Raw genomic sequence first — 25,336 nt, forward strand, 5'->3', positions numbered from 1 at the left:
CTATATTTAATTATATTAAACTTTTGCTTGTGATGGAAGAGGTTGGTGTGATATGATTTGTTTAATAAGATTAAACTTTTAAGGTGGTGTTCTTATGGAAGATAGTAAAAGGCTTAAAAAAGCAACATATCATCTGTGGACGTTCACAATTAGTAAGCTTATTTCCTCTTTTGGAGCCCAAGTATATTCTTTCGCTCTCAGTTTTTATATTTTACAACTAACAGGATCGGCCACAAGTTTTGCCGCAAATCTGATCTGTAATATTTTGCCGCGCACCCTTGCAGCTCCATTTGCAGGATACATTGTGGATAAATATTCACGTAAGATGATTACGATTACCGCACAAATCGCAACAACCATGGCTATTGCTGGGCTGTTAGTGGTGACCTTAACATCAGGATTATCTCTCATCGCGATATATACCACTTCTTGCATTTTATCCCTTACTTCCATGTTTTCCGGAGTTACGTTTACCTCATCTATTACTGGACTTGTCGATAAAGAAAGAATTCAAAAAGCGATGTCATTGAATCAAATGTCGATTTCATTTGCCTCCATAGCCAGTCCTGCAGTAGGAGGGCTTTTATATGGTGCTGTTTCCATGCCTGTTTTTTTAATCATGTATATCGCTGCATCAAGTTTGGCCGTTTTCTTGGAATCGACAATGAATTTTAACCTGTTTGCCCATCGCAAAGAGGAAGTAGAAGGAGAGCCAAAAGAATCGATGTGGCAAAGTATGAAGGCTGGGATTACTTATTTAAAACTACAGCCGTTACTTATGATAATTATCTGGATTTCTCTGTTAATTAATTTTCTGTTTGGCGCATTTGAGGTTGGTTATTCATTTATATTAATCGAAAAAATGAAAATGGCCTCACAGCGTTTTGGTTTTACCCAAGGGGCTTTTGCCATTGGAATGCTGCTGCTGTCGATTTATTTCTCTATGAGAAAGGAAGTCAAGTATCCACTTCTCGTATCAAAAAGGGCAATCATTGGTATGGGAATCGTCATGGGGGCAGTAGCGGGACCATTACTGATGAGGTTATCCGATAACGCTATTTTTGTTTATTATCTGATGACTATGTTCAGTCTTGGGGCATTAATGATTATCGTTAACACACCTATAATGGTGATGATGCAAAAACAAATTGATGATGATTATAAAGGGCGTGTTTTTTCTATACTTGAAACGATGTCGATGGCTTTGATGCCATTAGGAATGGTGCTATATGGATTTCTTTATGATGTTTTTCCGGCACAATGGATTCTTCTCGTATCGGCATCTCTTTTTGTTGGTGTGACCCTTATTTTAGCACGACCATCTGTTGTAAGGAGGGCACATCCGGAGCTGGACAAAGTAAAACCACTTCAGGGGGAAGTGGTTTCATAAAAGAATATTTCCTGGTTTTCTTTTCTGGAGCAATTTTTTAGTAGGTAATAAAAAAGGTGCATGCTTTTCTTCATAAAATTAATTGAAGAGAGCATACTCCTTTTTTAGATTAACGAATGCCTTTCATGAAGCCCTGAATTTTTGGTGCTAACATTAATAGGATAATACCTAGTAAGATGGAGACACCACCGATGACACCAAAGTAGGTCATTTCGGTTTCAGGTGTGTAAAATTTAACAACTTGTGCATTGAGTGCTTGTGCTGCAGCGTTTGCTAAGAACCATAAGCTCATCGTCTGCGCTTGGAAGGCTGCAGGCGCTAATTTCGTGGTCGCTGATAAACCTACAGGTGATAAACATAATTCACCAAATACACAAATTAAATAACTTAGAACAAGCCATAAAGGATTTACCAATGAATCTGCACCGCCAAGATATACTGGTACTAGAATCACAAGGAATGATAACCCAGCGAAAAGCAGGCCGAACGAAAATTTTTGAGGAACCGATGGTTGACGTTTCCCTAATTTTACCCACATCCAAGCAAATATAGGCGCAAATATAATAATAAATAATGGATTTAATGATTGGAACCATGCTGGAGAAATGTGAATTCCTGCAAAGTCAAGCTGTGTACGCTTATCCGCATAGTTTGCTAGGATGGTTGATCCTTGCTCTTGAATAGACCAAAACATAACAGCTGCAATAAATAGCGGAATATAAGCAAGAATACGTGAACGTTCTACATCAGTTGTTTTAGGGCTGCGGTACATGATAACGAAATACGTAGTTGGAATCAAAATACCAAGAATTGTAACTAGATTAATAAAGCCTTTAAAAGTTAAGAGTCCTTTTGGAATTAAGATTGCGCAAAGGATGGCAAGAACGACTACCCCTAAACCGATAAAAGTGAAGGTTTTTTTTCTTTCAGCTGGTGAAAGGGGATTTGCTACAATAGTACCAGCAAGACCTAGATTTTTTTTCTTTGTAAATACAAAAAGTAAAATTCCTAAAAACATACCGACAGCGGCAATACCAAAGCCTAAGTGGAAATTGTAGTTCATACCAACTGTTCCGACAATAAGAGGGGATAAGAATGCCCCCATGTTAATACCCATTACGAAAATGGTAAAACCTGCATCACGACGATTATCTTGTTCGCTGTACATATCACCGACAATAGTAGAAACGTTTGGCTTCAGTAATCCTGTACCAAGAACAATCAATACCATGGATATGAAGAACATGGAGATGCTTCCTGGAATCGCTAGGACAATATGTCCAAGCATAATCAATATTCCACCATAAAACACGGATTTAGAAGTACCGAAGATTCTATCGGCTAGCCAGCCGCCAATTACTCCGGACATATAAACAAGTGATCCATAAATGGACATGATAGAAAGCGCTAGAGATTCATCGATACCCAAGCCGCCTTTGGAAACACTGTAATACATATAGAACACAAGGATTGCTCTCATTCCATAATACGAGAACCTCTCCCAAAATTCTGTGAAGAAAAGTGTGAAAAGTCCTTTAGGATGTCCAAAAAATCCTTTCTGAGGTACACTCTCCACAATTTTCTGTCTATTTATGCTTGACATTATACAACCTCCTTTTTGTTATTCTATAATACTTTTTCTATGTTTGAATTGTCAAAAACTTTTTTTGGAAATTATGTGACTAACGTTTGAAAATCTAGAGATTTCAGTATTATAATGAGTGTTGAAACAAAGAAGAAAGTTTTTTTAAAATAGTGATTAAATTCTGATTTTAGAGATTATTTATTTTAAGAGAATTGTAGTTAACCCATTATGAGGGTTAAAGTCCTTTTAAGAGAGAAATAAAAAAGACCTCGGTGAAACTTAACACCGAGGGCAATAGTATAAAAAATAGAGTGATAGGATTATTCTTTTTACTTTTGTTTAGTCTTGAGAAGGAACCTGTCTGCCATATCACCCAAAGTAACGGTAAGGGCAGCGTCTATTTTAGTGTCATTGTCAATCCCAAGCCAATTATCAGGGATAACTATATAATTGCAGGTGCTGCCTTTTAAATAGCTATAGATAATCTGCGCTTCATCTATATCATCCCTGCTAACTTCAATGTTGGTGTATGAGTCAGCCTTGAAAGAGGTTAATACGTTTGTTTTGATCGTCTTAACAAGTTTCTCTAGAATAAGGTCCTCTACATTATATTTTTCTCTAAAAAGAACCTTGTTCCCTTTTATAAGAAAGAGTTTAAGAATATTGTCATGGAGGGATTCTAAGATGGCAATATTTTTATTCGCTTCAGTAAATTCAATCACTTTTTCTTTATAAATGAGGGACCGGATCGCATCTAGATTGTCTCTGTATTTTGCTGCTGTTTCAAAGTCAAAATTCAAGGATGCATCTACCATTTTTTCTTTCATTTCTTCAAGTATGACCATGTCAGTGCCATTAAGTAAGTCGATGATTTTTTTCAATATGTTTTTGTACTCTTCAACTGTAGGAGCTCGGAAGCATAATCCAATACATAAGCCTAATGAATAATTAAGGCAAGGGGTGTCCCTATAAGTTAAGTTACTGCAGCTTATTTTAAAAAATTCTTTTATTCCTTGGATTGCTTTTTCTACAGTATGTTTACTTGTAAATGGACCGAAATAAAAATTTCCATCTTTTTTTAGGTTTGTGGTGATTTCAAATTTCTGATTGCTGCCATCCATTTGAATCATGACATAGCTGTAGGAATGTGGATTTTTCATCTTTTTATTAAAAATTGGCTTTAATTCTCTTATCATTTGGCATTCAAGCATAAACGCTTCAAATTCCGTATCTGTAAGGATGTATTTAAAATCCGCTATATTTACTTTGAGTTTTTTTATCTTTTGAGGTTGTGCCTTTGAGTTTTGAAAGTAGGATCTAACTCTATTCTTAAGATTTTTTGCCTTTCCTACATAAATAATCCTTCCATGAGAATCTTCCATAAGATATACACCAGGGGTTTCGGGAAGGTTCTTTACTTTTTCTTTTAGGCTCATTTTAATTCCCCCTATTACTAACTGTATTTTATCACAGTTAGTAAAATAGGCAGTTATTTCGGGGGGATTATTTAAATTTAGAAGAGAATTGCATGTCAAAAGAGGATGTTTCATAAGGGTTTACCCGTTTGAAACATCCTCTTTGTTAGCTATTAGGAAAGTATAAGTGCAACTACGCCTCTGTCTTCGCCCTTAGGGGCTCGCCAATCGGCGAGTTTTCTTTATCTGGGAGCTCGGTTGTATAAAATGATAAGCAAGACTAACATGACGATGTCTAATCTGGCGTTGAAAGCAAACTGAATAAAGCCTGTGTGTATAGAAGGTAATTTTGTTAATAGAAGGGCAGCAATCATGATGGTGATTAAAGGAATCACAGCATTTTCTACAGCCTTATTCAGCAATATTAAAATCCCACAAACAATCTCAAGAAAGACTACCATATATAACATGATGTGGGGATAGGGAAGTCCTAATTTGAGAAAGCTATTGGCTAACTCAGTACTAATCAGTTTCATAAACCCAGAGGTTATAAAAACATATGCAACAACAAACCGTAAAAGTTTAATAGTTGACAAAGAAGTGTACATGCCAATCCCCCTTTGTACAACTGTATGCCATATGGGGGACAAACATCACTTGAACTTGTCCGGAACAGAATGAAACCAAAAAAAGGTAGCAGCAGTTGCACTATCTCCTATTTTTCTAAATAGAAATAGTGAAAAAAGTAGTAATGGTGCCTGACACCCTAAATAAACTACCTACTATGTAAATAGGAGTAATGGTGTCGCACCATGAAAGGTATTTTGGAAAGTTGGGCATTTTAGTGATTGACATTGACGTTGCGTGAAGGTGTATTGTGATGATGAGGATGTGATCAAATGGAGTATACAGTGCAAAAGCTGGCTCATTTAGCAGGGGTTAGCACCAGAACCCTTCGGTATTATGATGAAATTGGTATTCTTAAGCCGGCAAGAATCAATTCATCAGGTTATAGGATCTATGGTCAGGAGGAAGTGAATCGCCTGCAGCAAATCCTATTTTACCGGGAATTAGGTGTCAGTTTAGATAGAATAAAGACAATAGTTACAGCCCCTTCCTTTGATGGTGTAGCTGCACTTAGAGAACATCGTGAAAAACTCCTCGAAAAAAAGGAGCAATTAGAGTTATTAATTGCCAATGTAGAAAAAACCATTTCAGTAACAGAAGGGAGAATACAAATGTCTAATAAAGAGAGGTTTGAAGGATTTAAGAAAAAAATGATTGAAGAAAACGAGAAACAGTATGGAAAAGAAATTCGTAAAAAATATGGCAACGATACCGTCAATCGCTCTAATGCAAAAGTAATGAATATGACCCAAGAGCAGCATGATGGGGTAACAGCTCTAGCGGAACAAGTTACAGTAACCCTAGCTGAGGCTTTTAAAACTGGTGACCCTGCAGGTGATTTAGCACAAAAAGCCGCAGATCTGCACAAACAGTGGCTATGCTACTTTTGGAACGAATACAGCAAGGAGGCACATGCTGGGTTAGCACAAATGTATGTCGACGATGAAAGGTTTACAGCGTATTATGACAAAGAGCAGCCAGGAACAGCAGAATTTTTAAGAGATGCTATTAATATTTACACTGGTTCAAAGAAATAACTCTTATCCTGAAGATACTCATGTTTTTGAAGCACGAAAAAGAAATAAAATAGCGAGAATGGATGGTGCCTGACACCGTTCGCGATAAACCGCGAATGATGTCAGGCACTTTTTTTAATAATTTTTATGTTTCCAACAAATTTCTACAAATTTCTCTATATGGGTATGTAATAATAGTCATAAAATTCACTAAATTAAAAAATATTTGAAATCTACTGATGGATAATTATAAGAATAGATAAAGTAGGTGTAAATGTGGATAAGGATCCAATACTTTGCATAAAGAACTTAAAGGTGTCGTTCCAATCGGGAAAAAAATTCGTCCCTGCAGTGGACGGTATCAGTTTTGAATTGAAAGATGGAGAAATTCTTGGGATTGTCGGGGAATCTGGGAGCGGGAAGAGTGTCACCTCCCTAGCGACAATGGGGTTGATTCCGTCTCCGCCAGGAAGAATTGAGAACGGCGAAATTATTTTTGAAGGAAAAGACCTGAAAAATATTTCTGAAAAGGAATGGCGAAATATCCGTGGAAATCAGATATCGATGATTTTCCAAGAACCGATGACATCTTTGAATCCTTTGTTTACGGTAGGAAATCAGCTGATGGAAGCAATTCGATTACATACCAGCCTTTCAAAATCACAAGCGAAGGTACGGAGTATTGAATTATTAAAGTTAGTTGGTATCCCAAGGGCAGAAGGAATACTTAAAGAGCTTCCTTACCAGTTATCAGGCGGAATGAGGCAGAGGGTGATGATTGCGATGGCGATGGCCTGCAATCCGAAGGTGTTAATTGCGGACGAGCCTACGACGGCTCTCGATGTCACGATTCAAGCACAAATCCTTGCTTTAATGAAAGATTTAAATCAAAAGACAAACACTTCGATCATTCTAATTACCCATGATTTGGGTGTGGTAGCAGAAATTTGTGAACGGGTGATTGTTATGTATTCCGGTCAAATCGTTGAACAAGGAGACGTCAGGAAAATCTTAAAGGATCCGCAGCATCCTTATACAAAAGGTTTGCTAAAGTCTGTACCAGATTTACGTGGGAAAAAGGAGCGTCTCTACAGCATCCCAGGAACGGTCCCTGTACCTGGCTCTGTCCATAAGGGCTGTCGGTTTGCTGCTAGATGTGCTGAGGTATTCAATCAATGCCATGAAGAAGCGCCAGAATTATATAAATCGGAAAGAGACGGACATGAAGTACGCTGTTTCTTACATACATTGAAGGAGGGGAGTGACAAACATGTCGGAGTTACTTCTTGAGGTAAATGGGCTGAAAAAATATTTTCCGATAACGGGTGGTCTTTTTGGTAGAAAACATGGAGAAGTTAAAGCGGTCGATGATGTTTCATTTTATGTTAAAAAAGGAGAAACATTGGGGATTGTCGGGGAAAGCGGCTGTGGAAAGTCAACGACCGGACGCCTTCTGATGCGTTTGATTGAGGCGAGTGATGGAAGAATTATCTTTGAAGATAAAGAGATTACCAGCATGTCAAAGTCAGAATTAAGAAAAACGCGCAGGGATATTCAAATGGTGTTCCAGGATCCCTATGCATCCTTAAACCCAAGACACTCTGTTGAGCAAATTTTAGAAGAGCCGCTGATTGTCCATGGAATTGGAACGAAAGAAGAACGACAGAAGCAGGTAAGAGAAATGCTTGAGGTGGTTGGCCTAAGCCGATATCACGCGAAGCGGTATCCCCACCAATTCAGCGGCGGACAGCGGCAGCGAATTGGGATTGCTAAAGCATTGATGACAAAACCGAAATTGATTATTGCCGATGAACCCGTTTCTGCACTTGACGTTTCGATTCAGGCACAGGTTCTCAACTTAATGAAGGATATTCAAAAAGAGTTTCAGCTCACGTACATATTTATCGCTCATGATTTAAGTGTCGTCCGTCATATCAGTGATCGTGTCGGCGTAATGTATTTAGGAAGATTAATAGAATTAGCTGATAGTGAGGAGCTCTATGAAAATCCAAAGCATCCGTATACGAAAGCACTTCTTTCGTCAGTACCTGTGCCAGACCCGGATATAAGAAGGAAAACGATTTTAATTGAAGGAGAACTGCCAAGTCCGGCCAATCCTCCTACAGGCTGTGCCTTCCATACAAGATGCTCACAGGTAATAGGTAGTTGTAAAACGGTAAGACCTGCGGAACACAATTTAAATGGTCATTTTGTGGCATGTCACTTATACAACAAGTGATTTGCTACATTTATGATAATAAAACAAAAGTATAGGGGGTAAAAAAAGCTCATGAAGAAAAAGTCTTTTAAACTGCTGTTGATTTCTTTATTAGCCATCAGCGTGTTTTTAGTTGGATGTAACAGCAAAACGAATAATGAAACTGATGGTAAAAAAGACCCGGGTACTAGTAATGGTTCCAAAAAGGATACACTTGTGTATGGCCGCGGCGGTGACTCCACTTCTTTGGACCCAATCACCACGACTGAAGGGGAAGCATTTAAAGTAACAGAAAATATTTATGAAACTTTGCTTGAGTATGGGGAGCAGGATACCACAATCAAGCCAGGACTTGCTAAAGAATGGACAGCCTCTGATGATGGTTTAACTTACACTTTTAAACTACAACAAGGGGTGAAATTCCATGACGGCACTGAATTTAATGCAGATGCCGTTGTCTTTAACTTTAATCGCTGGATGAATGGAAATGATGAGAAATTCCCTTATTACACAATGTTTGGCGGCTATAAAGCCGATGATGGGCACGTAATTAAAGAGGTTAAAGCAGTTGATAAGAACACAGTTCAGTTCATATTGAAACGACCACAGGCGCCGTTCTTGAAAAACTTAGCGATGTCGCCATTCGGGATTGCCAGCCCGACTGCCGTGGAAAAATGGGGTGACGATTTCAGAAGCCATCCAGTTGGAACAGGTCCATTTAAATTTGTTGAATGGAAAAAGAAAGACCGGATTGTCGTTGAAAAGAATCAAGACTACTGGCAAAAAGGTTTACCGAAGTTAAACAAAATCATTTTCCGGGTTATTCCAGAAAATGCTGCACGTCTTAATGCTCTTGCAAAAGGTGAAATCGATGTAATGGATGGTTTGAATAACTCAGATGAGGAAAAGGTTAAGTCTAATGACAAGCTGCAAATTATCGAACGGCCTTCAATGAACGTTGGTTATATTGGTTTAACCAATACTCGTAAGCCATTTGACAATAAGCTTGTTCGTCAGGCAATTAACCACGCTGTTGACAAGAAAGCCATTATTGATGCTTTCTATGGCGGCAAAGCACTTTCAGCTAAAAACCCAATGCCTCCTTCCATTGAAGGCTATAACGATGCCATTCAAGAATATCCATATGATTTAGAAAAGGCAAAAGCTTTATTGAAGGAAGCAGGATACGAGAAAGGATTTAAAATGGAATTATGGGCAATGCCTGTTGCTCGTCCATACATGCCTGAAGCCCAGAAGGTTGCTGAAGTGATTCAAGAAAGCTTAAGTAAAATCGGAGTAACGGCAGAAATCAAATCTGTGGACTGGGCCACATATTTAGAAAAAGCAACAAAAGGGGAATTTGATGCCTTTATGCTTGGCTGGACAGGTGACAACGGCGACCCTGATAACTTCATTTACACATTACTTGATAAAGACAGCATTGGCAGCAACAACTACGCTTACTACAGCAACGACGAACTGCATACCAACTTAATTGAGGCGCAAACAGAAACGGATCAAGCAAAGCGGAACGAGCTTTATAAAAAAGCCCAGGAAATCATCCATGAAGATGCTCCATGGGTACCGCTTGTCCACTCAACACCACTATTGGCAGCGTCTAAGGATGTATTGAATTACGTCCCACATCCAACCGGTTCAGAATGCTTAAGTAAAGTAGAATTTAAATAATAACTGGAAAAAAGGGGAGGGAGCTTTGCCTCCCCTTTTCTTAACATAGGTATGTATATTTTCCTTGTTGTTTAAGTTCGAATTTTAAGCTCTATGTTCAAATTACCATTGGAAATATTCGGAAGATAAGGCGTAGAGAGGTTCAACGTAGACTTTTAGGGTGAAAATCCATTAAAAACGCGATGTAGGAATTACAATGCCTAACATAAAAGTCTTTTTTAAAAGGGGTGAATGTATTGTTAACGTATACAGTCCGGCGGATTCTAGCATTAATTCCAGTATTGATCGGGATGACCCTTGTTGTTTTTGCCATTATTCATGCGATTCCCGGGAATCCGGCACAGGTGATTCTCGGACAAAGGGCAACGAAAGAAGCGGTCGCCAATTTAACGGCACAGTTGGGGCTGGACAGGCCGTGGTACATACAGTATTTCGATTATATAAAATCCTTATTGCATGGTGATTTAGGTATTTCACTGGAGACTAGGTTACCTATTAACGAAGAAATATGGCCATACTTGGCTGCCACATTGGAATTAACCGTTGTAGCCATGATCATCGCCATCGTTATTGGCGTGAATGCCGGGATTATTAGCGCTTGGTTTTCAAATTCATGGTTTGATTATATAGCTATGGTTCTCGCCTTAATTGGTGTATCGATGCCCATTTTTTGGCTGGGCTTAATGGAACAATGGGCTTTTTCCATTGAATTAGGCTGGCTTCCGACAACCGGTAGGGAGGATGTCAGGGATCCTATTACAGCGATAACGAATCTCTATTTAATCGATACATTATTTCAGGGAAGATTTGATCAATTTATAACGGTTATAAAGCATCTGGTACTGCCGAGCATTGCTCTTGCCACCATCCCAATTGCAATTATTGCAAGGATGACCCGGGCAACGATGCTTGAGGTGATGAAATCCGATTACATTCGTACAGCTAGAGCGAAAGGACTTAGAATGTTTTGGGTGGTGTACAAGCACTCATTAAAAAATGCGATTATTCCAGTACTTACAGTTATTGGCTTACAGACAGGGATGTTATTGGGGGGAGCAATCTTAACAGAAACCATCTTTAGCTGGCCGGGAATTGGCCGGTATTTATACGATGCCATTGGGTACCGTGATTATCCAGTTATTCAGTCAGGGATCTTAATCATTGCAGCTATTTTTATCCTCATCAATTTAATCGTGGATCTCTTATATGTCTTTGTTGATCCAAGAATTAAATACACGAAATAAGGAGGGATCTAGAGTGGCAGAACTGGCAAAAAACACGGCAGATATCTCGACGATACCTGCCGAGGAAAAGCTGATACCTCCATGGAAAGAGGCATGGCAATTATTTTATAAAAACCGATTAGCACTAGCAGGATTATGTATTGTTATCTTTTTTATCATTATTGCCATCATCGCCCCATGGATTGCCCCATATGGCTTTAAAACCCAAGTGTTGGCCGACAGGATGCAGGCACCCTCAAGTAAACATTGGTTCGGAACCGATGATTTTGGGCGTGATATCTTTTCACGAGTTATCTATGGTGCAAGAATATCTTTATGGGTAGGATTTTTCTCAGTTTTAGGATCTGTAGTCTTTGGAACATTACTTGGTATCGTTGCGGGATACTATGGGCGCTGGGTGGATGCAATTATTTCACGGATCTTTGATGTCATGCTTGCTTTTCCAACTATCCTTTTAGCAATTGCGGTTGTCTCTATACTTGGACCATCTCTGAAAAATGCGCTTATTGCAATTGCAGTAATCAACATCCCTAATTTTGGCCGCCTTGTCAGATCAAAGGTTTTAAGTGTAAAACAAGAGGAATATATCATGGCAGCTCGAGCTGTCGGAATGAAGGATACTCGAATACTTCTTCAGCATATTTTACCTAACAGCATTTCGCCGGTAATTGTCCAGGCAACATTAGCAATTGCAACAGCGATCATTGAAGCAGCAGCCTTAGGGTTTCTGGGATTGGGTGCCCAGCCACCCGAGCCTGAATGGGGGAAAATGCTGGCTGATTCTAAAAACTACATTACAAATGCACCTTGGACATTATTTTTTCCGGGGATGGCAATCATGCTGACTGTTTTAGGATTTAATTTAATGGGTGATGGATTAAGGGATGTGCTGGATCCGAAAATGAAACAATAGAAGACTCCTTGGGGGTCTTTTATTTGTTGATAGGAAGTATTACTTTTCTATTAGGCATAAGGGAGGCTCCCCCTCTGTCTTCACCTTTCCTGGATCGTCAATCGGCGAGTCTTCTTATTGCAAAAAATATTTTAAAAGAGAGTGGGTAGAATAATTGTTATTTGATGATGGAAAGGCTTATAATTGAAAAAAATTCAGAAAAATCACTTGGACTTATTGTTTATCTTTTGGGGGATTGAAAAAATTTGAATAATGATAGAGAAAAAAGCATTGTATTTATTGGGTTCATGGGTGTCGGGAAGACGACCATAGGTAAACTTGTAGCAGAAAAACTTAATCGTGAATTTATTGATATTGATGAAGAAATAGAAAAAGAATATGGAATGAAGGTTTCGGAAATTTTTAATAAAATTGGTGAAAGGTCTTTTAGAGAAAAAGAAAAAAGCGTTATCACCAGTTTATGCGAACAAAAGAATAAGGTTTTATCTCTTGGTGGTGGGGCCTTTTTGCAAAGGGAAATCAGAAAGGTTTGTTTGTCTGCTAGTTTTGTTATTTTTCTAGATTTATCTTTTGATAATTGGAAAGAGCGGATTAGTCAGATTATTGAAAGCCGTCCTATTTTACAAGGAAAATCAATAGATGAAATAAAAGAGCTTTTTTATAAAAGGCAGGAGATTTATTCAAATCATCATCTAAAGGTGATTACTGATAACCAGGATCCAGAAGAAATTGCTAAGTTAATCATAAACAAATTAACTATTTTGATGTAATAGAGAAGGTGGGATTATGAAAAAAAGTGTAACTGTCAGGGGGATTACTCTCGGTAAAGGGGCACCAAAAATCTGTGTGTCGATGGTAGGAAAAACCTTGTCGCAATTAAAGGAAGAAGCCTCTTTTTTAAAAACAATAGAATTAGATATCGTTGAGTGGCGGGTTGATTTTTTTGAACATGTGGATGAGATTGAGAAAGTGAAGGAGGCAATTTTTGAAATCCGTGCTATCCTAGCTGACACACCGCTTATCTTTACATTCCGCAGTGCTAAAGAAGGTGGCGAAAGGGAATGTAATCCGTCATTTTATTTTGAATTAAACAAGGCAATTGTTGAAACCAGCCAAGTGGACCTCATTGATATTGAATTATTTAATGATGAAAGTGATATCAAAAAACTTATTAATGCAGCCCATACATACAACGTGTTCGTCATCATCTCCAATCATGATTTTGAAAGAACTCCACCAAAGGAAGAAATCGTGTCACGATTAAGGAAAGCACAGGAATTGGGAGGCGATTTACCTAAATTAGCTGTTATGCCGGTTAGTGCTGCCGATGTACTAACATTATTGGATGCAACCAACACAATGAATGAACAGTATGCTGACAGACCATTTATAACAATGTCTATGGGTGGAAAAGGGGTTATCAGCCGTTTAGCCGGTGAAATATTTGGCTCAGTTTTGACATTTGGAGCGGCAAATAAAGCATCTGCACCAGGGCAAGTAGATGTAACAGAATTACGAAAAATTGTGAACCTCTTGCATTCGAATTTATAAACTAAAAGCATTCAGAGAGCTTTTTGTTTTAGATGTGTGCCCAGCAAGGATGCAGACTCTAGTGTGCAAGTCCCGAACAGTGCAGGCAGTAGTAGTTGTAGCTTTAGACACTTCATAAGGTCCAATGAAGGCCAAAACCCATCATGAAAACTAGAGAAATGGTCTTCATAAGGTCAATGAAGGCCAAACCTCATCATGAAAACTAGAGAAATGGTCTTCATAAGGTCTATGAAGGCCAAAACTCATCATGAAAACTAGAGAAATGTCCTTCATAAGGTCAATGAAGGCCAAACCTCATCATGAAAACTAGAGAAAAGGCAGGATATGTGGAGTGGCCTCCATATCTAGAGGAAGCCGGCGGCAAACTTCCCCCACAGGGAACACGAATCCTATAAGAGGCTAGGTGACCCTGGATGAGTCTGCAATACAAGACGAAGAGTCCTTACTGCCGAAGGTGTCACAGAGTTTTGAAGAATTTCTAATAGTATTAAATCAAAGTTCTTGCTGGAGCAGGGACTTTTTTTTATGCATAAAAAATGTATAATCCTTCATTTGAAATTGTAAGCGTTTCCAAAATAAAAGGCGATTATTTTCAGTATAAATGAAAAATTAAGTAATTTCTTTATTGAATAATTATATATATGTATGTATAATAATTCATTATATAAAAGCAATATAGGAGTTGAAAAAATTGAGGGCTGCGGTTATTGGGGGAACAGGTTATGGTGCAATTGAGTTAGTGAGGTTAATAAAAAAGCATCCATTTTTGGAGGCTGGTTCTGTTGTTTCAAACTCCCAAGCTGGGTTTACTTTTAGCGATATTTATCCTCATCTCTCTAACGTTGTTGTTCAACCACTTGAAACATTCAATAAAGAAAGATTATGTGAAGAAAATGACATTGTTTTTTTTGCAACTCCATCAGGTGTTAGTAGCAAGCTCGTACCGAAGCTATTAGAGAAAGGTAAAAAATGTGTAGACCTATCTGGAGATTTCCGGCTAAAGAAAGCTGAAGAATATGAATCTTGGTATAAGCACTCACCCGTTGATGAGAAATATCTAAATCAGGCGACATATGGATTAAGTGAAATTAATACGATAGAAATCAAAAATGCGTCTTTTATTGCCAATCCAGGTTGCTATCCGACTGCCGCAACACTCGGACTTATCCCGATACTCAAATCTAATTTAGCAGTTATAGATTCAATAATTATTGATGCAAAATCAGGAGTCTCTGGTGCAGGAAGAGGACTATCATTAACCTCACATTACGCAGAAATAAATGAAAACTTAAAAGCTTATAAATTAGGGGAACATCAGCATATTCCAGAAATAGAACAAGTGCTTTCGGACGAGAGCGGAACTCCAATAACTATTACATTTACTACACACCTTGTACCGATGACGAGAGGTATCATGTGTACGATGTACGTAAATCTAAAAGAGAAAATTTCAACAGAAAAAGTTCTTGAATTATATAAACAATTTTATCAAGAATCTTATTTTATAAGAGTTCGGCCTGAGGGAAATATACCCTCAACTAAAGAAGTTTTTGGGTCAAATTTTTGCGATATTGGCTTGTATGTCGATGAACGAACAAATCGCTTAACTATTATTTCTGTCATTGACAATTTAGTTAAAGGGGCAGCCGGCCAGGCTATTCAAAATGTAAACATTATGAATGGTTGGGATGAACGAACAGGACTAACGGATATTCCGATGTATCCATGAAATAAGAAAATTGGTAGTTTCCTAGTTATACGACCAAAGGGAAAATAAGGGGGAAATAAAATTGACGCAAGCAACTTCAATAAATGAGATTGTTGTTCTAGAAGATGGGAGTATAACGTTGCCGAAGGGATACAAAGCTGGTGGAATGCATTGTGGTATTAAAAGAAAACGGCTCGATCTAGGTTACATTGTTTCCGAAGTTCCAGCAGTCGCTGCTGGCGTGTATACAACAAACATTTTTCAAGCTGCACCGTTGTTAGTTACCCAAGATAGTATTGCAAAAGAAAATAAAATCCAAGCGATACTCGTGAATTCAGGTAATGCAAATGCTTGCACAGGGGAGCAAGGATTATTGGACGCATATGAAATGCAAAAGGGATTCGCTAGTGAGTTAAGCATTCAAGATCATTTAGTTGGAGTTACTTCTACAGGAGTTATTGGAGAACTGCTGCCGATGGGCAAGATCAAAACTGGTATTAAACAAATTCTCCAGAAAGAATATGAAAGTGAAGAAAACTTTAAGCAGGCAATATTAACAACCGATACTTGCATAAAGCAAATCGGGGTCCAAATAAACATAGACGGAAAAACAGTAAGCATAGGTGGAGCTGCTAAGGGTTCTGGAATGATTCATCCAAACATGGCTACAATGCTTGGCTTTGTAACAACAGATGCAAACATAGCCTATGATGATCTTCTTTTTGCCTTAAAAGAAGTAACTAATACAACATTCAATATGATTACCGTTGATGGTGATACAAGCACAAACGACATGGTATTGGTAATGGCGAATGGATTAGCTGAGAACAAGCAACTGACTAAGAATCATCCGGAATGGGACGATTTTAAACAAGGGTTAAAAATTGTTTGTGAATCACTTGCAAAAAAAATTGCCCGCGATGGTGAAGGAGCAACAAAGCTAATTGAAGTACAAGTTGATGGGGCATTTAGTTTAAATGCTGCAAAAGCAGTAGGTAAATCGATTATTTCTTCTAATCTTGTAAAAACAGCCATTTATGGAACCGATCCAAACTGGGGAAGAATTGTAACAGCTGCCGGGTACAGTGGGGTTCCAATCGAGCCTAACTTATTAAATGTTTCATTAGGCCAATACAAAGTATTCGAAAATGGTTTGCCTTTCCCATTCGTTGAAGAAGAAATAAAAGGTTATTTAGAAAATGAAAATGTTCTCATTCATGTTGAATTAAATCAAGGTGATTACAGTGCAACTGCCTGGGGATGCGACCTTACCTATGATTACGTGAAAATAAACGCATCCTACCGCACCTAAGGGGGCCGAAAATGAAATATTTAGTCATTAAATGCGGCGGAAGTGTGTTAGATAATCTGCCAAGATCCTTTTATGAGGATCTCGTGAAAATGCATAAATCTAGCAAATGGACGCCAATTATTGTTCATGGCGGTGGCCCGCTAATTACCTCATTATTAAAAAGCTTAAACGTTGAAACAAAATTCGTGAATGGTCTCAGAGTAACGGATCACCAAGTTTTAGATGTAGTAGAAATGGTTTTAAGCGGCTCAGTAAACAAACAGGTTGTACGAAATATAATCGAAGTTGGTGGAAATGCTATTGGAGTCAGCGGGGTCGATGGCAGTTTGCTGCAAGCAATGCCTACTCAAAATGCAAAGACTTTAGGTTTTGTTGGTGAAGTAACGGGGGTCAATCACAAGGTGCTTGAAGGAATCATCGCACATGGAAGTATTCCGGTTGTTTCCCCAATTGGAATTGATTCAAGCGGCCAACGTTATAACATTAATGGCGATATTGCTGCATCCGCAATTGCAAAGGCTTTAGGCGCGAACCTTTGCTTTATCAGTGATATCCCAGGGATTTTAGTCGAAAAAGATGGTATTAAGACAAAACTAGATAAAGTATCAAAAGAAATTATCGAGGAAATGATAAAGGATCAAATCATTAATGGCGGGATGATCCCTAAGGTAAGAGCTGCTATTGATGGCCTAGTTCATAATATCCCAGAGGTTGGAATCATCAACGGTTTCGAGAAAAATAGCTTAATAGATTATACAAACGGTAAAAAAATCGGTACAAAAATTGTCTTAGAAGAGGAGATTGCATAATGGTGAACGACATTTCCATGTCCCAAATCTCACCGGTAATGGCAACCTACTCCCGCTTCCCAGTCACGATAGTGCAGGGAAAAGGAAGCTACGTTTGGGACAATCAAAAGAATCAATATTTAGATTTCACTTCAGGTATTGCAACCTGTAACCTAGGTCATGTGCCTGACCCAGTAAAAGAAAAACTCGAAGAACAATTACAAAGCCTCTGGCACTGCTCAAATCTCTATAACATTCCGAACCAAGAGCAGTTGGCTGCTTTGCTTACAGCAAACAGCTGTGGTGATCAAGTCTTTTTTTGCAATAGCGGTGCAGAAGCAAATGAAGCCGCTATTAAGTTAGCGAGAAGATATGCAAACAAGGTTAAAGGGAGCAGCTGTTCATCTAAAGTTGTCACATTCGAGCAATCATTCCATGGTAGAACCTTAGCTACATTAACGGCTACTGGTCAGGAAAAAATCCAACAGGGCTTTTCACCGCTTATGCCTGGGTTTAGCTACCTGCCGTTTAATGACCGCGAAGCGCTTGATAAACTTCATACAATCAAACCAGCTGCAGTACTACTTGAACTAGTCCAAGGTGAAGGCGGAGTTATTCCAGCAAACCCGGGATGGGTAAAAAAACTCGACCATGTTTGTAAAGATAACGACATCCTGCTTATGGTCGATGAAATTCAAACAGGCATTGGTCGAACGGGAACCCTTTTTGCCTATGAGCAATACGACATCGAGCCGGATGTTATCAGTATCGCCAAAGGTCTTGGCTCAGGTTTTCCAATCGGAGCCATTATTGCAAAAGAAGAAGCAGCAAAAGGTTTTGAACTGGGCAGCCACGGCAGCACATTTGGCGGGAATCCATTAGCGACTGCAGCAGGGCTGGCGACTATTACCCATATACTTAATAGCAATTTGTTAGACACAGTAAATGAAATGTCAGAGTATCTTGATCTTCAGCTTCAAAACCTGAAGGAAAAGTACTCAATTATAAAAGAAATTCGCGGAATAGGCCTATTAAAAGGATTGGTTGTCGAAACCAATGCCATTGAAATTGTCCAAAAAGCAATAACTAATAACCTTCTTATTTTAACTGCAGGTCCGAATGTCGTTCGGATTTTACCGCCGTTAACTGTAACTAAAGAAGAAATCAATGAATTTGCGAACAAATTGGAAAGAGCTTTCCAAAGTATTGAGAAAGGCGAGTGAGCAAACTTGGAACAGGGATACCTTACTTTGGAAACAGGAGAAGTATTTGAAGGAGTCCTAATCGGTGCAAAAAAGGATTCTCTCGGAGAAGTAGTTTTTAACACTAGCATGACCGGATACCAAGAAATCATTACTGATCCTTCCTACGCAGGACAAATAATCACCTTCTGCTATCCGATTATCGGAAACTATGGAATCAATGCACTAGATGATGAAAGTATTACACTTGCATTATCAGGGGTAGTAATCGGTGATTTATGTGAAACACCGAGTCATTATCAATCGATTCATAAATTCTCTGAAAAACTAAAGCAGGCGGGAGTACCTGGTATTGCTGGGATAGACACAAGGCTTCTCGTCAAAACAATTCGCAGCCGTGGGACAGTCAAAGGATATTTAAGCGATACAAAAAAATCGAACTTTTCCGCATCAGAAATGCAGACAACATGGGTTGAAAAAGTATCAACAAAGAAGACCCAATTTTTCAGAAACCGAGGTCCGCATATTGTCTTAATTGATTTTGGTTATAAAAAGTCAATTCTTAATGCCCTATTAGAAGAAAACTGTGCGGTAACGATTGTGCCATACAATACTCCTTTTGAAAAAATCAAAGTCATGAATCCAGATGGCATCCTATTAAGCAATGGACCTGGTGACCCAATGGAACTAAAAAAGTGGTTTCCGGAAATCAAAAAGATTACTCAAGCCTTCCCTTCACTCGGAATTTGTTTAGGACATCAATTAATTGCCCTTGCCTATGGTGCAAAAACCACCAAACTGGCTTACGGGCATCGGGGAGGCAATCATCCGGTTAGGGAGCTAAACACCGGAAAGGTTAAAATAACTGCCCAAAATCACGGGTATGTAGTTGTTGATGAAAGTATTGATGAGAACATCTTTGATGTCACATACCGAAATGTAAATGATCGATCAATTGAAGGGCTAAAGCACCAGAGCTATCCAATTCAAACCGTTCAATTTCATCCAGAAGCCCATCCGGGACCAAGCGATACAGAATATATTTTAAAAGACTTCGTAAAAAAGTTAGCATCATTGGGAGAGACAGCCTATGCCGTTAAATAAAAGCCTAAAAAAAGTACTTGTCATTGGCTCTGGCCCGATTGTCATTGGCCAGGCAGCTGAATTTGATTATGCCGGTACACAGGCCTGTATTGCTCTTAAAGAAGAGGGAATCGAGGTCGTTTTAATCAATAATAACCCGGCGACGATCATGACAGATGAAGCCATTGCCGACAAGGTATATATCGAACCATTAAACATTGAAACAATTGAAAAAATCATTCAAAGAGAAATGCCAGATGGTGTGATCGGCACTCTTGGCGGCCAAACAGGTTTGAATTTAACCGTTCAGCTTTATGAAAAAAAAATATTAGAAAAATACAATGTGGAACTTCTTGGCACCTCTGTTGAGTCAATCAAAAACGGTGAGGACAGAGAAAAGTTTCGCAACCTGATGCTAAAAATCGGGGAGCCGATACCGGAATCAGCCATTATTCACAGCATTGAGGACGGGGCAGCCTTTGTTAAAGAAATTGGCTTTCCAGTAATCATTCGGCCGGCCTATACCCTTGGGGGAGAAGGGGGCGGCTTTGCCTACAACGAGGAGGAACTCGAAAAAGTCCTAAAGAAAGGCTTAGCGGCAAGTCCGATCCATCAAGTCTTAGTTGAAAAAAGCATTAAGGGCTGGAAGGAAATCGAATATGAGGTTATGAGAGACGCAAATGATACATGCATTATTGTTTGCAATATGGAAAACATGGATCCTGTCGGTGTTCATACAGGTGATTCCATTGTTGTAGCACCATCACAAACATTAACTGATGTTCAATATCAAATGCTCCGTGATGTTTCGATAAAGGTGATCAGAGAACTAAAGATTATCGGCGGGTGCAATATCCAGTTTGCACTTCATCCGGAATCCAATCAATATTACATTATCGAAGTGAACCCAAGGGTAAGCCGTTCGTCAGCACTTGCCTCAAAAGCAACCGGTTATCCAATTGCCCGAATGGCGGCAAAATGTGCAATTGGTTATCATTTGGATGAGATTGTGAATCCGATAACAGGTAACACCTTTGCTTCTTTTGAGCCGGCGATTGATTATATTGTGGTTAAACTCCCCCGCTTTCCGTTTGATAAGTTTCCTGAGGCAGACCGTACGCTAGGAACACAAATGAAAGCAACCGGAGAGGTCATGGCGATTGACAGGACTTTTGAAGGGGCATTAAACAAAGCCATTAGGTCAATGGAAATGAATGTTTACGGTCTTTGCCTAGAGGTAAATATGTCTTTAAATGAGAATTCCATGTTTGAGCTTCTTGAAAAAGCAAATGACCAAAGGCTATTCGTCATTGCAGAAGCGTTTAGAAGAGGAATTTCTTTTGAGAAAATTCAAAAGTTGACCGAGATTGACCCGTGGTTTTTGCACAAAATCAGTTCGATTGTTGCGTTAGAAACGGAACTCACCTCCTATGAATGGGGAATTGTTCCAACACCACTGCTAAAAGAAGCAAAACGAAACAATGTTGCCGACAAGCTATTATCGCAAATTTTTCAGATCCCAGAAAAACAGATCAGGACCAAATGGAAAGAACTTAACTGGAAACCAGGCTATAAAATGGTAGACACCTGTTCAGCAGAATTTGATGCCGTAACACCCTACTACTACTCAACTTGGCACGGATTTGATGAAGTAGAAGTTACGAACAAGAAAAAGGTCCTAGTCGTTGGATCAGGACCGATTCGTATCGGCCAGGGAATTGAATTTGATTATTGCTCGGTACACGCCGCAAAAGCCATCAAGAAAAAAGGCTATGAAGCAGTTGTCATAAATAACAACCCAGAGACTGTAAGTACGGACTATTCTGTTGCCGACCGCCTTTATTTTGAACCACTTGCTGCCGAAGATGTGCTTCATGTTATTGAAAAAGAAAAAGTTGACGGTGTATTGATTCAATTCGGCGGCCAAACGGCAATTAATCTAGCGCATGCTTTAGAAGAAGAGGGCGTTAACATTTTAGGCACAACAGTAGAAAATGTTGACCACTTAGAGGATAGAAAAGAATTTTATTCTTTACTCGAGGAACTAAACATCCCGCATATCGATGGGAAAACAGTATCACACCCTGAAGAACTGATGGAGGCTGCAGCACAAATAGGCTACCCTGTTTTGGTAAGGCCGTCTTATGTCATTGGTGGTCAAGCGATGTTTACGATTTTTTCAAAAGAAGAATTAAGTCAGTATATCTCACAGCTTGAGAAAAATTCACATGCTGCGATGTGGCCGTTATTAGTAGATAAGTTTTTGCCTGGACTAGAATGTGAGATTGATGTCATTAGTGATGGTGAACAAATTATTGTTCCAGGAATATTTGAACATATTGAAAAAGCCGGTGTTCATTCAGGTGACAGCATCTCGGTGTTCCCGCCGATTTCGATGTCAGCAAAAACAAAAGAAGCCATTATTCATTATGCAGGAAAAATTGCTAAATCAGCGCCAGTAATCGGCATGATGAATATTCAATATGTCATATATGATGATCAAGTATATGTACTAGAGGTTAATCCTCGTTCGTCAAGAACAGTGCCAATCATCAGTAAAGTAACGGGCGTTCCCATGATTGAATGGGCTGTAAGTGTCCAATTAGGAGAATTGTTAGCCGATTTATCTTCAACTCAAGGTTTGCTTCCTGATCCCGGTTACTATTCGGTTAAAACTCCGGTGTTTTCCTCAAGTAAGCTTAAGGGTGTTGACCATGTGCTTGGACCGGAAATGAAATCGACAGGTGAAGCACTTGGAATAGGAGTAACATATCAAGCAGCACTTGAAAAAGCCTTCCCTGCTTTAAAGGGAGGTACGGAAGCAAAGTATCTGTTTTGTTCCATTTCTGACCGCGAAAAACCTGCAAGTCTTTCGATTATGAAGGAACTCTGCAAACTTGATTACAAGATTACGGCGACAGAAGGTACAGCGTTATTTTTTCAAAATAATGGCATTCCTGTTGAACAAGTCGTTAAGGACGATCAAGAGGTAAATGAACTTTTTCGAAAACAGCCTTTCAAGGCAGTGATTAATATTCCGAGCCAAGGGCGAAATAAACATAAATTTGGTTTTCAAATTCGTGAGTATGCTGTTCGTTACCAATTACCCGTGTTTACACATCTAGATACAATTGCAGCAATCCTAGGCTTACAAAATCATTTCTTAACAGATTTTGAGGTTCGGACAGTTTGTGAGTTTTATAATTTGGAAAAAAGAGGTGTGGAACATGTTTGAAGCATATAAATTAAGTGAAATAAGTGAAATGAAAAAAATACAATTAAAGGGGAAAGATTTTTTACAGCTTTCAGATTTCAGCACAGAAGAAATTCTGTATATGCTGGATGTAGCGCAGGAATTAAAGGTGCTGCAAAAGCAGGGAAAACCGCAGCCGCACTTAAGCGGAAGGGTATTAGGAATGATTTTTGAAAAATCCTCAACTCGTACAAGAGTATCGTTTGAGGTCGGTATGCTGCAGCTTGGGGGTCATGGTATTTTCTTAAGTTCGAAAGATATTCAGCTTGGAAGAGGAGAAAGTATTTCCGATACAGCGAAAGTATTATCCCGCTATGTAGACGGCATCATGATTCGAACCTTTTCTCATGATTCGGTCGAAGAATTAGCAGAGCATGCAACTGTTCCTGTCATTAACGGATTAACTGACCTGCAGCACCCAGCCCAGGTACTAGCTGACCTGCTAACCATACTTGAGCATAAAGGTAAATTTGCCGGCTTAAAGCTGTGTTATATTGGTGACGGCAATAACAATATGGCCCATTCATTAATGGAGGGAGCGGCTAAAGTAGGGATGGATATAAGCATTGCCAGCCCGACCGGATATTTGCCTAATGGAAAAATTACCGAAAAAGCCATCAAAGCTGGTAAACTGACAGGAAGTGCGGTTATGATCACGAATGATCCGCTTGAAGCCATCAAGGATGCGGATGTCATCGTAACAGATGTTTGGACCAGTATGGGCCAGGAAGAAGAATCTTCATTGCGATTGAAGGCATTCCAGGCTTATCAAGTAAATAAGGAGCTATGTAAATACGCGAAAAGTGATTTTATCTTCATGCATTGCTTACCTGCACATCGCGGGGAAGAGGTAACCGAGGAAATTATAGACGGACCACATTCGGTCGTATTTGATGAAGCTGAGAACCGCCTTCATGCTCAAAAAGCAATTTTAAAATTATTACTAGCATAATAGTATTTATTTTTTTGAGTTTTGATGTATAATAATACTATCGATTGAATATTAATACAAACAACCATAAGGAGAATACAGATGACAAAAGAAAAAATTGTTTTGGCCTATTCAGGCGGTTTAGATACATCGGTATCAGTAAAATGGATTCAGGAAAAATACGGCTATGATGTCATTGCCCTAGGACTTGATGTTGGTGAAGGAAAAGACCTGGAAGCAATAAAAAGTAAAGCGCTGAATGTTGGTGCCGTTAAAGCCTATATCGTGGATGCAAAGGAATTGTTAGCGAAGGAATATATTTTACCAGCCCTAAAGGCTAATTGTTTATATGAAGGAAAATACCCACTATCTTCAGCTCTTTCTAGACCGTTGATTTCAAAATTATTAGTTGAGGTTGCGGAAAAAGAAGGCGCAACTGCTGTTGCTCACGGCTGTACCGGAAAAGGGAATGATCAGGTCCGCTTTGAAGTATCGATTCAAGCCTTAAATCCAAGTTTAAAAGTGGTTGCTCCGGTTCGTGAGTGGGGCATGACGCGTGATGAAGAGATAGCCTATGCCGAGGAAAACGAGATTCCGATTCCAGTTGATTTAGATAATCCATTTTCGATTGATGCCAACATCTGGGGACGTGCATGTGAGGCGGGAGTGCTTGAAGATCCGTGGGCAGAGGCTCCGGAAGCAGCATTTGCTTGGACGAATCCGATTGAATTAACACCAGAGAAGGCAGAATATGTGGAAATTGAATTTGAACAAGGTGTCCCAGTTGCCCTTAATGGCGAACAGCTTCCCTTAGTTCAATTAATTGAAACCTTAAATCAGCTTGGCGGAAAGCATGGGGTTGGCCGAATTGATCATATTGAAAATAGATTAGTAGGAATTAAATCACGTGAGGTGTATGAGAATCCTGCTGCATTAATTTTAATCAATGCCCATAAAGAATTAGAGTTTTTAACCTTGACTCGGGAGGTCACTCAATTTAAAACACAGGTTGAACAGCAGATGGCGAAGATAATCTATGAAGGTCTTTGGTATTCACCGTTAAAATCTGCCCTTGATGCGTTTATTGATGAAACGCAAAAGACCGTTTCCGGCACCATCCGCGTCAAGCTTCATAAAGGGAACCACACGGTGGTAGGCCGAAAATCTGTTCACAGCCTTTACAATGAGGAGCTAGCAACCTATGCAAAAGGCGACGCCTTTGATCATAATGCTGCGGTTGGTTTTATTAAACTTTGGGGCTTACCTACGAAGGTTTACTCTGAAGTAAATAAAATAGAATCGGTTCTAAAATAACAATTAGTGCCCTCGAAGCTAAAATTTCGGGGGCAAACTTCTTAAAAGATGGGTTTTTAACGTAAGGATTTTGCAATTCACCAATAAAATTGGATAT

20 protein-coding genes are annotated in these 25,336 nt (G+C 39.2%); 17 read left to right on the plus strand and 3 right to left on the minus strand.

Going from position 1 to position 25,336, the window contains the following annotated elements; genetic code table 11:
• Positions 1 to 94 precede the first annotated feature (94 nt).
• Positions 95 to 1,390, plus strand: a complete 1,296-nt coding sequence (locus QNH20_RS06295) for an MFS transporter (protein WP_283922058.1) — start codon at positions 95 to 97, stop codon at positions 1,388 to 1,390.
• A gap of 109 nt (positions 1,391 to 1,499) precedes the next feature.
• Here QNH20_RS06295 and QNH20_RS06300 read toward each other — a convergent pair whose 3' ends face one another.
• The 3 genes from QNH20_RS06300 to QNH20_RS06310 form a co-directional block, all read right to left on the minus strand.
• Positions 1,500 to 2,993 carry a peptide MFS transporter gene (locus QNH20_RS06300; protein ID WP_283922059.1) on the minus strand — a complete coding sequence of 498 codons (1,494 nt, stop codon included), beginning with the start codon at positions 2,991 to 2,993 and terminating at the stop codon, positions 1,500 to 1,502.
• 311 nt (positions 2,994 to 3,304) lie between these two features.
• Positions 3,305 to 4,411, minus strand: coding sequence for a GIY-YIG nuclease family protein (locus tag QNH20_RS06305; protein ID WP_283922060.1), 1,107 nt, complete (start codon positions 4,409 to 4,411; stop codon positions 3,305 to 3,307).
• A gap of 221 nt (positions 4,412 to 4,632) precedes the next feature.
• A complete protein-coding gene (locus tag QNH20_RS06310; protein WP_283922061.1) occupies positions 4,633 to 4,998 on the minus strand; it encodes a DoxX family protein in 366 nt (121 codons plus the stop codon).
• A 291-nt stretch (positions 4,999 to 5,289) separates the two neighbouring features.
• Here QNH20_RS06310 and QNH20_RS06315 point away from each other — a divergent pair, with 291 nt between their 5' ends.
• The 16 genes from QNH20_RS06315 to QNH20_RS06390 all read left to right on the plus strand — a co-directional run bounded on the left by QNH20_RS06315 (position 5,290) and on the right by QNH20_RS06390 (position 25,239).
• Complete coding sequence (locus tag QNH20_RS06315; protein ID WP_283922062.1) at positions 5,290 to 6,054, plus strand: MerR family transcriptional regulator; 765 nt, start codon at positions 5,290 to 5,292, stop codon at positions 6,052 to 6,054.
• 255 nt (positions 6,055 to 6,309) lie between these two features.
• Positions 6,310 to 7,323 (plus strand): ABC transporter ATP-binding protein, encoded by a 1,014-nt coding sequence (locus tag QNH20_RS06320; protein ID WP_283922063.1) that lies wholly within the window; start codon positions 6,310 to 6,312, stop codon positions 7,321 to 7,323.
• Positions 7,304 to 8,272 (plus strand): ABC transporter ATP-binding protein, encoded by a 969-nt coding sequence (locus QNH20_RS06325; RefSeq protein WP_283922064.1) that lies wholly within the window; start codon positions 7,304 to 7,306, stop codon positions 8,270 to 8,272. Before QNH20_RS06320 ends, QNH20_RS06325 begins: the two co-directional genes overlap by 20 nt.
• A gap of 51 nt (positions 8,273 to 8,323) precedes the next feature.
• A complete protein-coding gene (locus QNH20_RS06330; RefSeq protein ID WP_283922065.1) occupies positions 8,324 to 9,940 on the plus strand; it encodes an ABC transporter substrate-binding protein in 1,617 nt (538 codons plus the stop codon).
• A 236-nt stretch (positions 9,941 to 10,176) separates the two neighbouring features.
• Positions 10,177 to 11,184: an ABC transporter permease gene (locus QNH20_RS06335; protein WP_283922066.1), complete on the plus strand. Its 1,008-nt coding sequence runs from the start codon at positions 10,177 to 10,179 to the stop codon at positions 11,182 to 11,184.
• Between the two features lie 13 nt (positions 11,185 to 11,197).
• Entirely contained in the window at positions 11,198 to 12,097 is a 900-nt protein-coding gene (gene nikC, locus QNH20_RS06340; protein ID WP_283922067.1) for a nickel transporter permease, read from the plus strand.
• Between the two features lie 245 nt (positions 12,098 to 12,342).
• The gene (locus tag QNH20_RS06345; RefSeq protein ID WP_283922068.1) at positions 12,343 to 12,867 is read left to right on the plus strand and encodes a shikimate kinase; all 525 of its coding nucleotides are present in this window, start codon (positions 12,343 to 12,345) and stop codon (positions 12,865 to 12,867) included.
• A gap of 16 nt (positions 12,868 to 12,883) precedes the next feature.
• Positions 12,884 to 13,648, plus strand: a complete 765-nt coding sequence (gene aroD / locus QNH20_RS06350; protein WP_283922069.1) for a type I 3-dehydroquinate dehydratase — start codon at positions 12,884 to 12,886, stop codon at positions 13,646 to 13,648.
• 691 nt (positions 13,649 to 14,339) lie between these two features.
• Entirely contained in the window at positions 14,340 to 15,377 is a 1,038-nt protein-coding gene (argC, locus tag QNH20_RS06355; RefSeq protein WP_283922070.1) for an N-acetyl-gamma-glutamyl-phosphate reductase, read from the plus strand.
• Between the two features lie 61 nt (positions 15,378 to 15,438).
• Positions 15,439 to 16,668 (plus strand): bifunctional ornithine acetyltransferase/N-acetylglutamate synthase, encoded by a 1,230-nt coding sequence (argJ, locus tag QNH20_RS06360; RefSeq protein ID WP_283922071.1) that lies wholly within the window; start codon positions 15,439 to 15,441, stop codon positions 16,666 to 16,668.
• An 11-nt stretch (positions 16,669 to 16,679) separates the two neighbouring features.
• Positions 16,680 to 17,477 carry an acetylglutamate kinase gene (gene argB / locus QNH20_RS06365; RefSeq protein ID WP_283922072.1) on the plus strand — a complete coding sequence of 266 codons (798 nt, stop codon included), beginning with the start codon at positions 16,680 to 16,682 and terminating at the stop codon, positions 17,475 to 17,477.
• Positions 17,477 to 18,679: an acetylornithine transaminase gene (locus tag QNH20_RS06370; RefSeq protein WP_283922073.1), complete on the plus strand. Its 1,203-nt coding sequence runs from the start codon at positions 17,477 to 17,479 to the stop codon at positions 18,677 to 18,679. Before argB ends, QNH20_RS06370 begins: the two co-directional genes overlap by 1 nt.
• Before the next feature lie 6 nt (positions 18,680 to 18,685).
• A complete protein-coding gene (locus QNH20_RS06375; protein ID WP_283922074.1) occupies positions 18,686 to 19,762 on the plus strand; it encodes a carbamoyl phosphate synthase small subunit in 1,077 nt (358 codons plus the stop codon).
• The gene (gene carB, locus QNH20_RS06380) at positions 19,749 to 22,976 is read left to right on the plus strand and encodes a carbamoyl-phosphate synthase (glutamine-hydrolyzing) large subunit (RefSeq protein WP_283922075.1); all 3,228 of its coding nucleotides are present in this window, start codon (positions 19,749 to 19,751) and stop codon (positions 22,974 to 22,976) included. Before QNH20_RS06375 ends, carB begins: the two co-directional genes overlap by 14 nt.
• The gene (gene argF, locus QNH20_RS06385; protein WP_283922076.1) at positions 22,969 to 23,946 is read left to right on the plus strand and encodes an ornithine carbamoyltransferase; all 978 of its coding nucleotides are present in this window, start codon (positions 22,969 to 22,971) and stop codon (positions 23,944 to 23,946) included. Before carB ends, argF begins: the two co-directional genes overlap by 8 nt.
• A gap of 81 nt (positions 23,947 to 24,027) precedes the next feature.
• Positions 24,028 to 25,239 (plus strand): argininosuccinate synthase, encoded by a 1,212-nt coding sequence (locus QNH20_RS06390; protein WP_283922077.1) that lies wholly within the window; start codon positions 24,028 to 24,030, stop codon positions 25,237 to 25,239.
• Positions 25,240 to 25,336 lie beyond the last annotated feature (97 nt).

This window comes from Neobacillus sp. WH10, from assembly GCF_030123405.1.
Classification (GTDB): Bacteria; Bacillota; Bacilli; order Bacillales; family Cytobacillaceae; genus Neobacillus.

Coding starts and splice junctions, on each gene's coding strand:
- QNH20_RS06315 (WP_283922062.1), top strand. CDS start 5,290: ATGGAGTATACAGTGCAAAAGCTGGCTCATTTAGCAGGGGTTAGCACC.
- QNH20_RS06330 (WP_283922065.1), top strand. CDS start 8,324: ATGAAGAAAAAGTCTTTTAAACTGCTGTTGATTTCTTTATTAGCCATC.
- QNH20_RS06370 (WP_283922073.1), top strand. CDS start 17,477: ATGGTGAACGACATTTCCATGTCCCAAATCTCACCGGTAATGGCAACC.
- QNH20_RS06295 (WP_283922058.1), top strand. CDS start 95: ATGGAAGATAGTAAAAGGCTTAAAAAAGCAACATATCATCTGTGGACG.
- argF (WP_283922076.1), top strand. CDS start 22,969: ATGTTTGAAGCATATAAATTAAGTGAAATAAGTGAAATGAAAAAAATA.
- argB (WP_283922072.1), top strand. CDS start 16,680: ATGAAATATTTAGTCATTAAATGCGGCGGAAGTGTGTTAGATAATCTG.
- QNH20_RS06310 (WP_283922061.1), bottom strand. CDS start 4,998: ATGTACACTTCTTTGTCAACTATTAAACTTTTACGGTTTGTTGTTGCA.
- QNH20_RS06390 (WP_283922077.1), top strand. CDS start 24,028: ATGACAAAAGAAAAAATTGTTTTGGCCTATTCAGGCGGTTTAGATACA.
- QNH20_RS06305 (WP_283922060.1), bottom strand. CDS start 4,411: ATGAGCCTAAAAGAAAAAGTAAAGAACCTTCCCGAAACCCCTGGTGTA.
- QNH20_RS06325 (WP_283922064.1), top strand. CDS start 7,304: ATGTCGGAGTTACTTCTTGAGGTAAATGGGCTGAAAAAATATTTTCCG.
- carB (WP_283922075.1), top strand. CDS start 19,749: ATGCCGTTAAATAAAAGCCTAAAAAAAGTACTTGTCATTGGCTCTGGC.
- QNH20_RS06300 (WP_283922059.1), bottom strand. CDS start 2,993: ATGTCAAGCATAAATAGACAGAAAATTGTGGAGAGTGTACCTCAGAAA.
- aroD (WP_283922069.1), top strand. CDS start 12,884: ATGAAAAAAAGTGTAACTGTCAGGGGGATTACTCTCGGTAAAGGGGCA.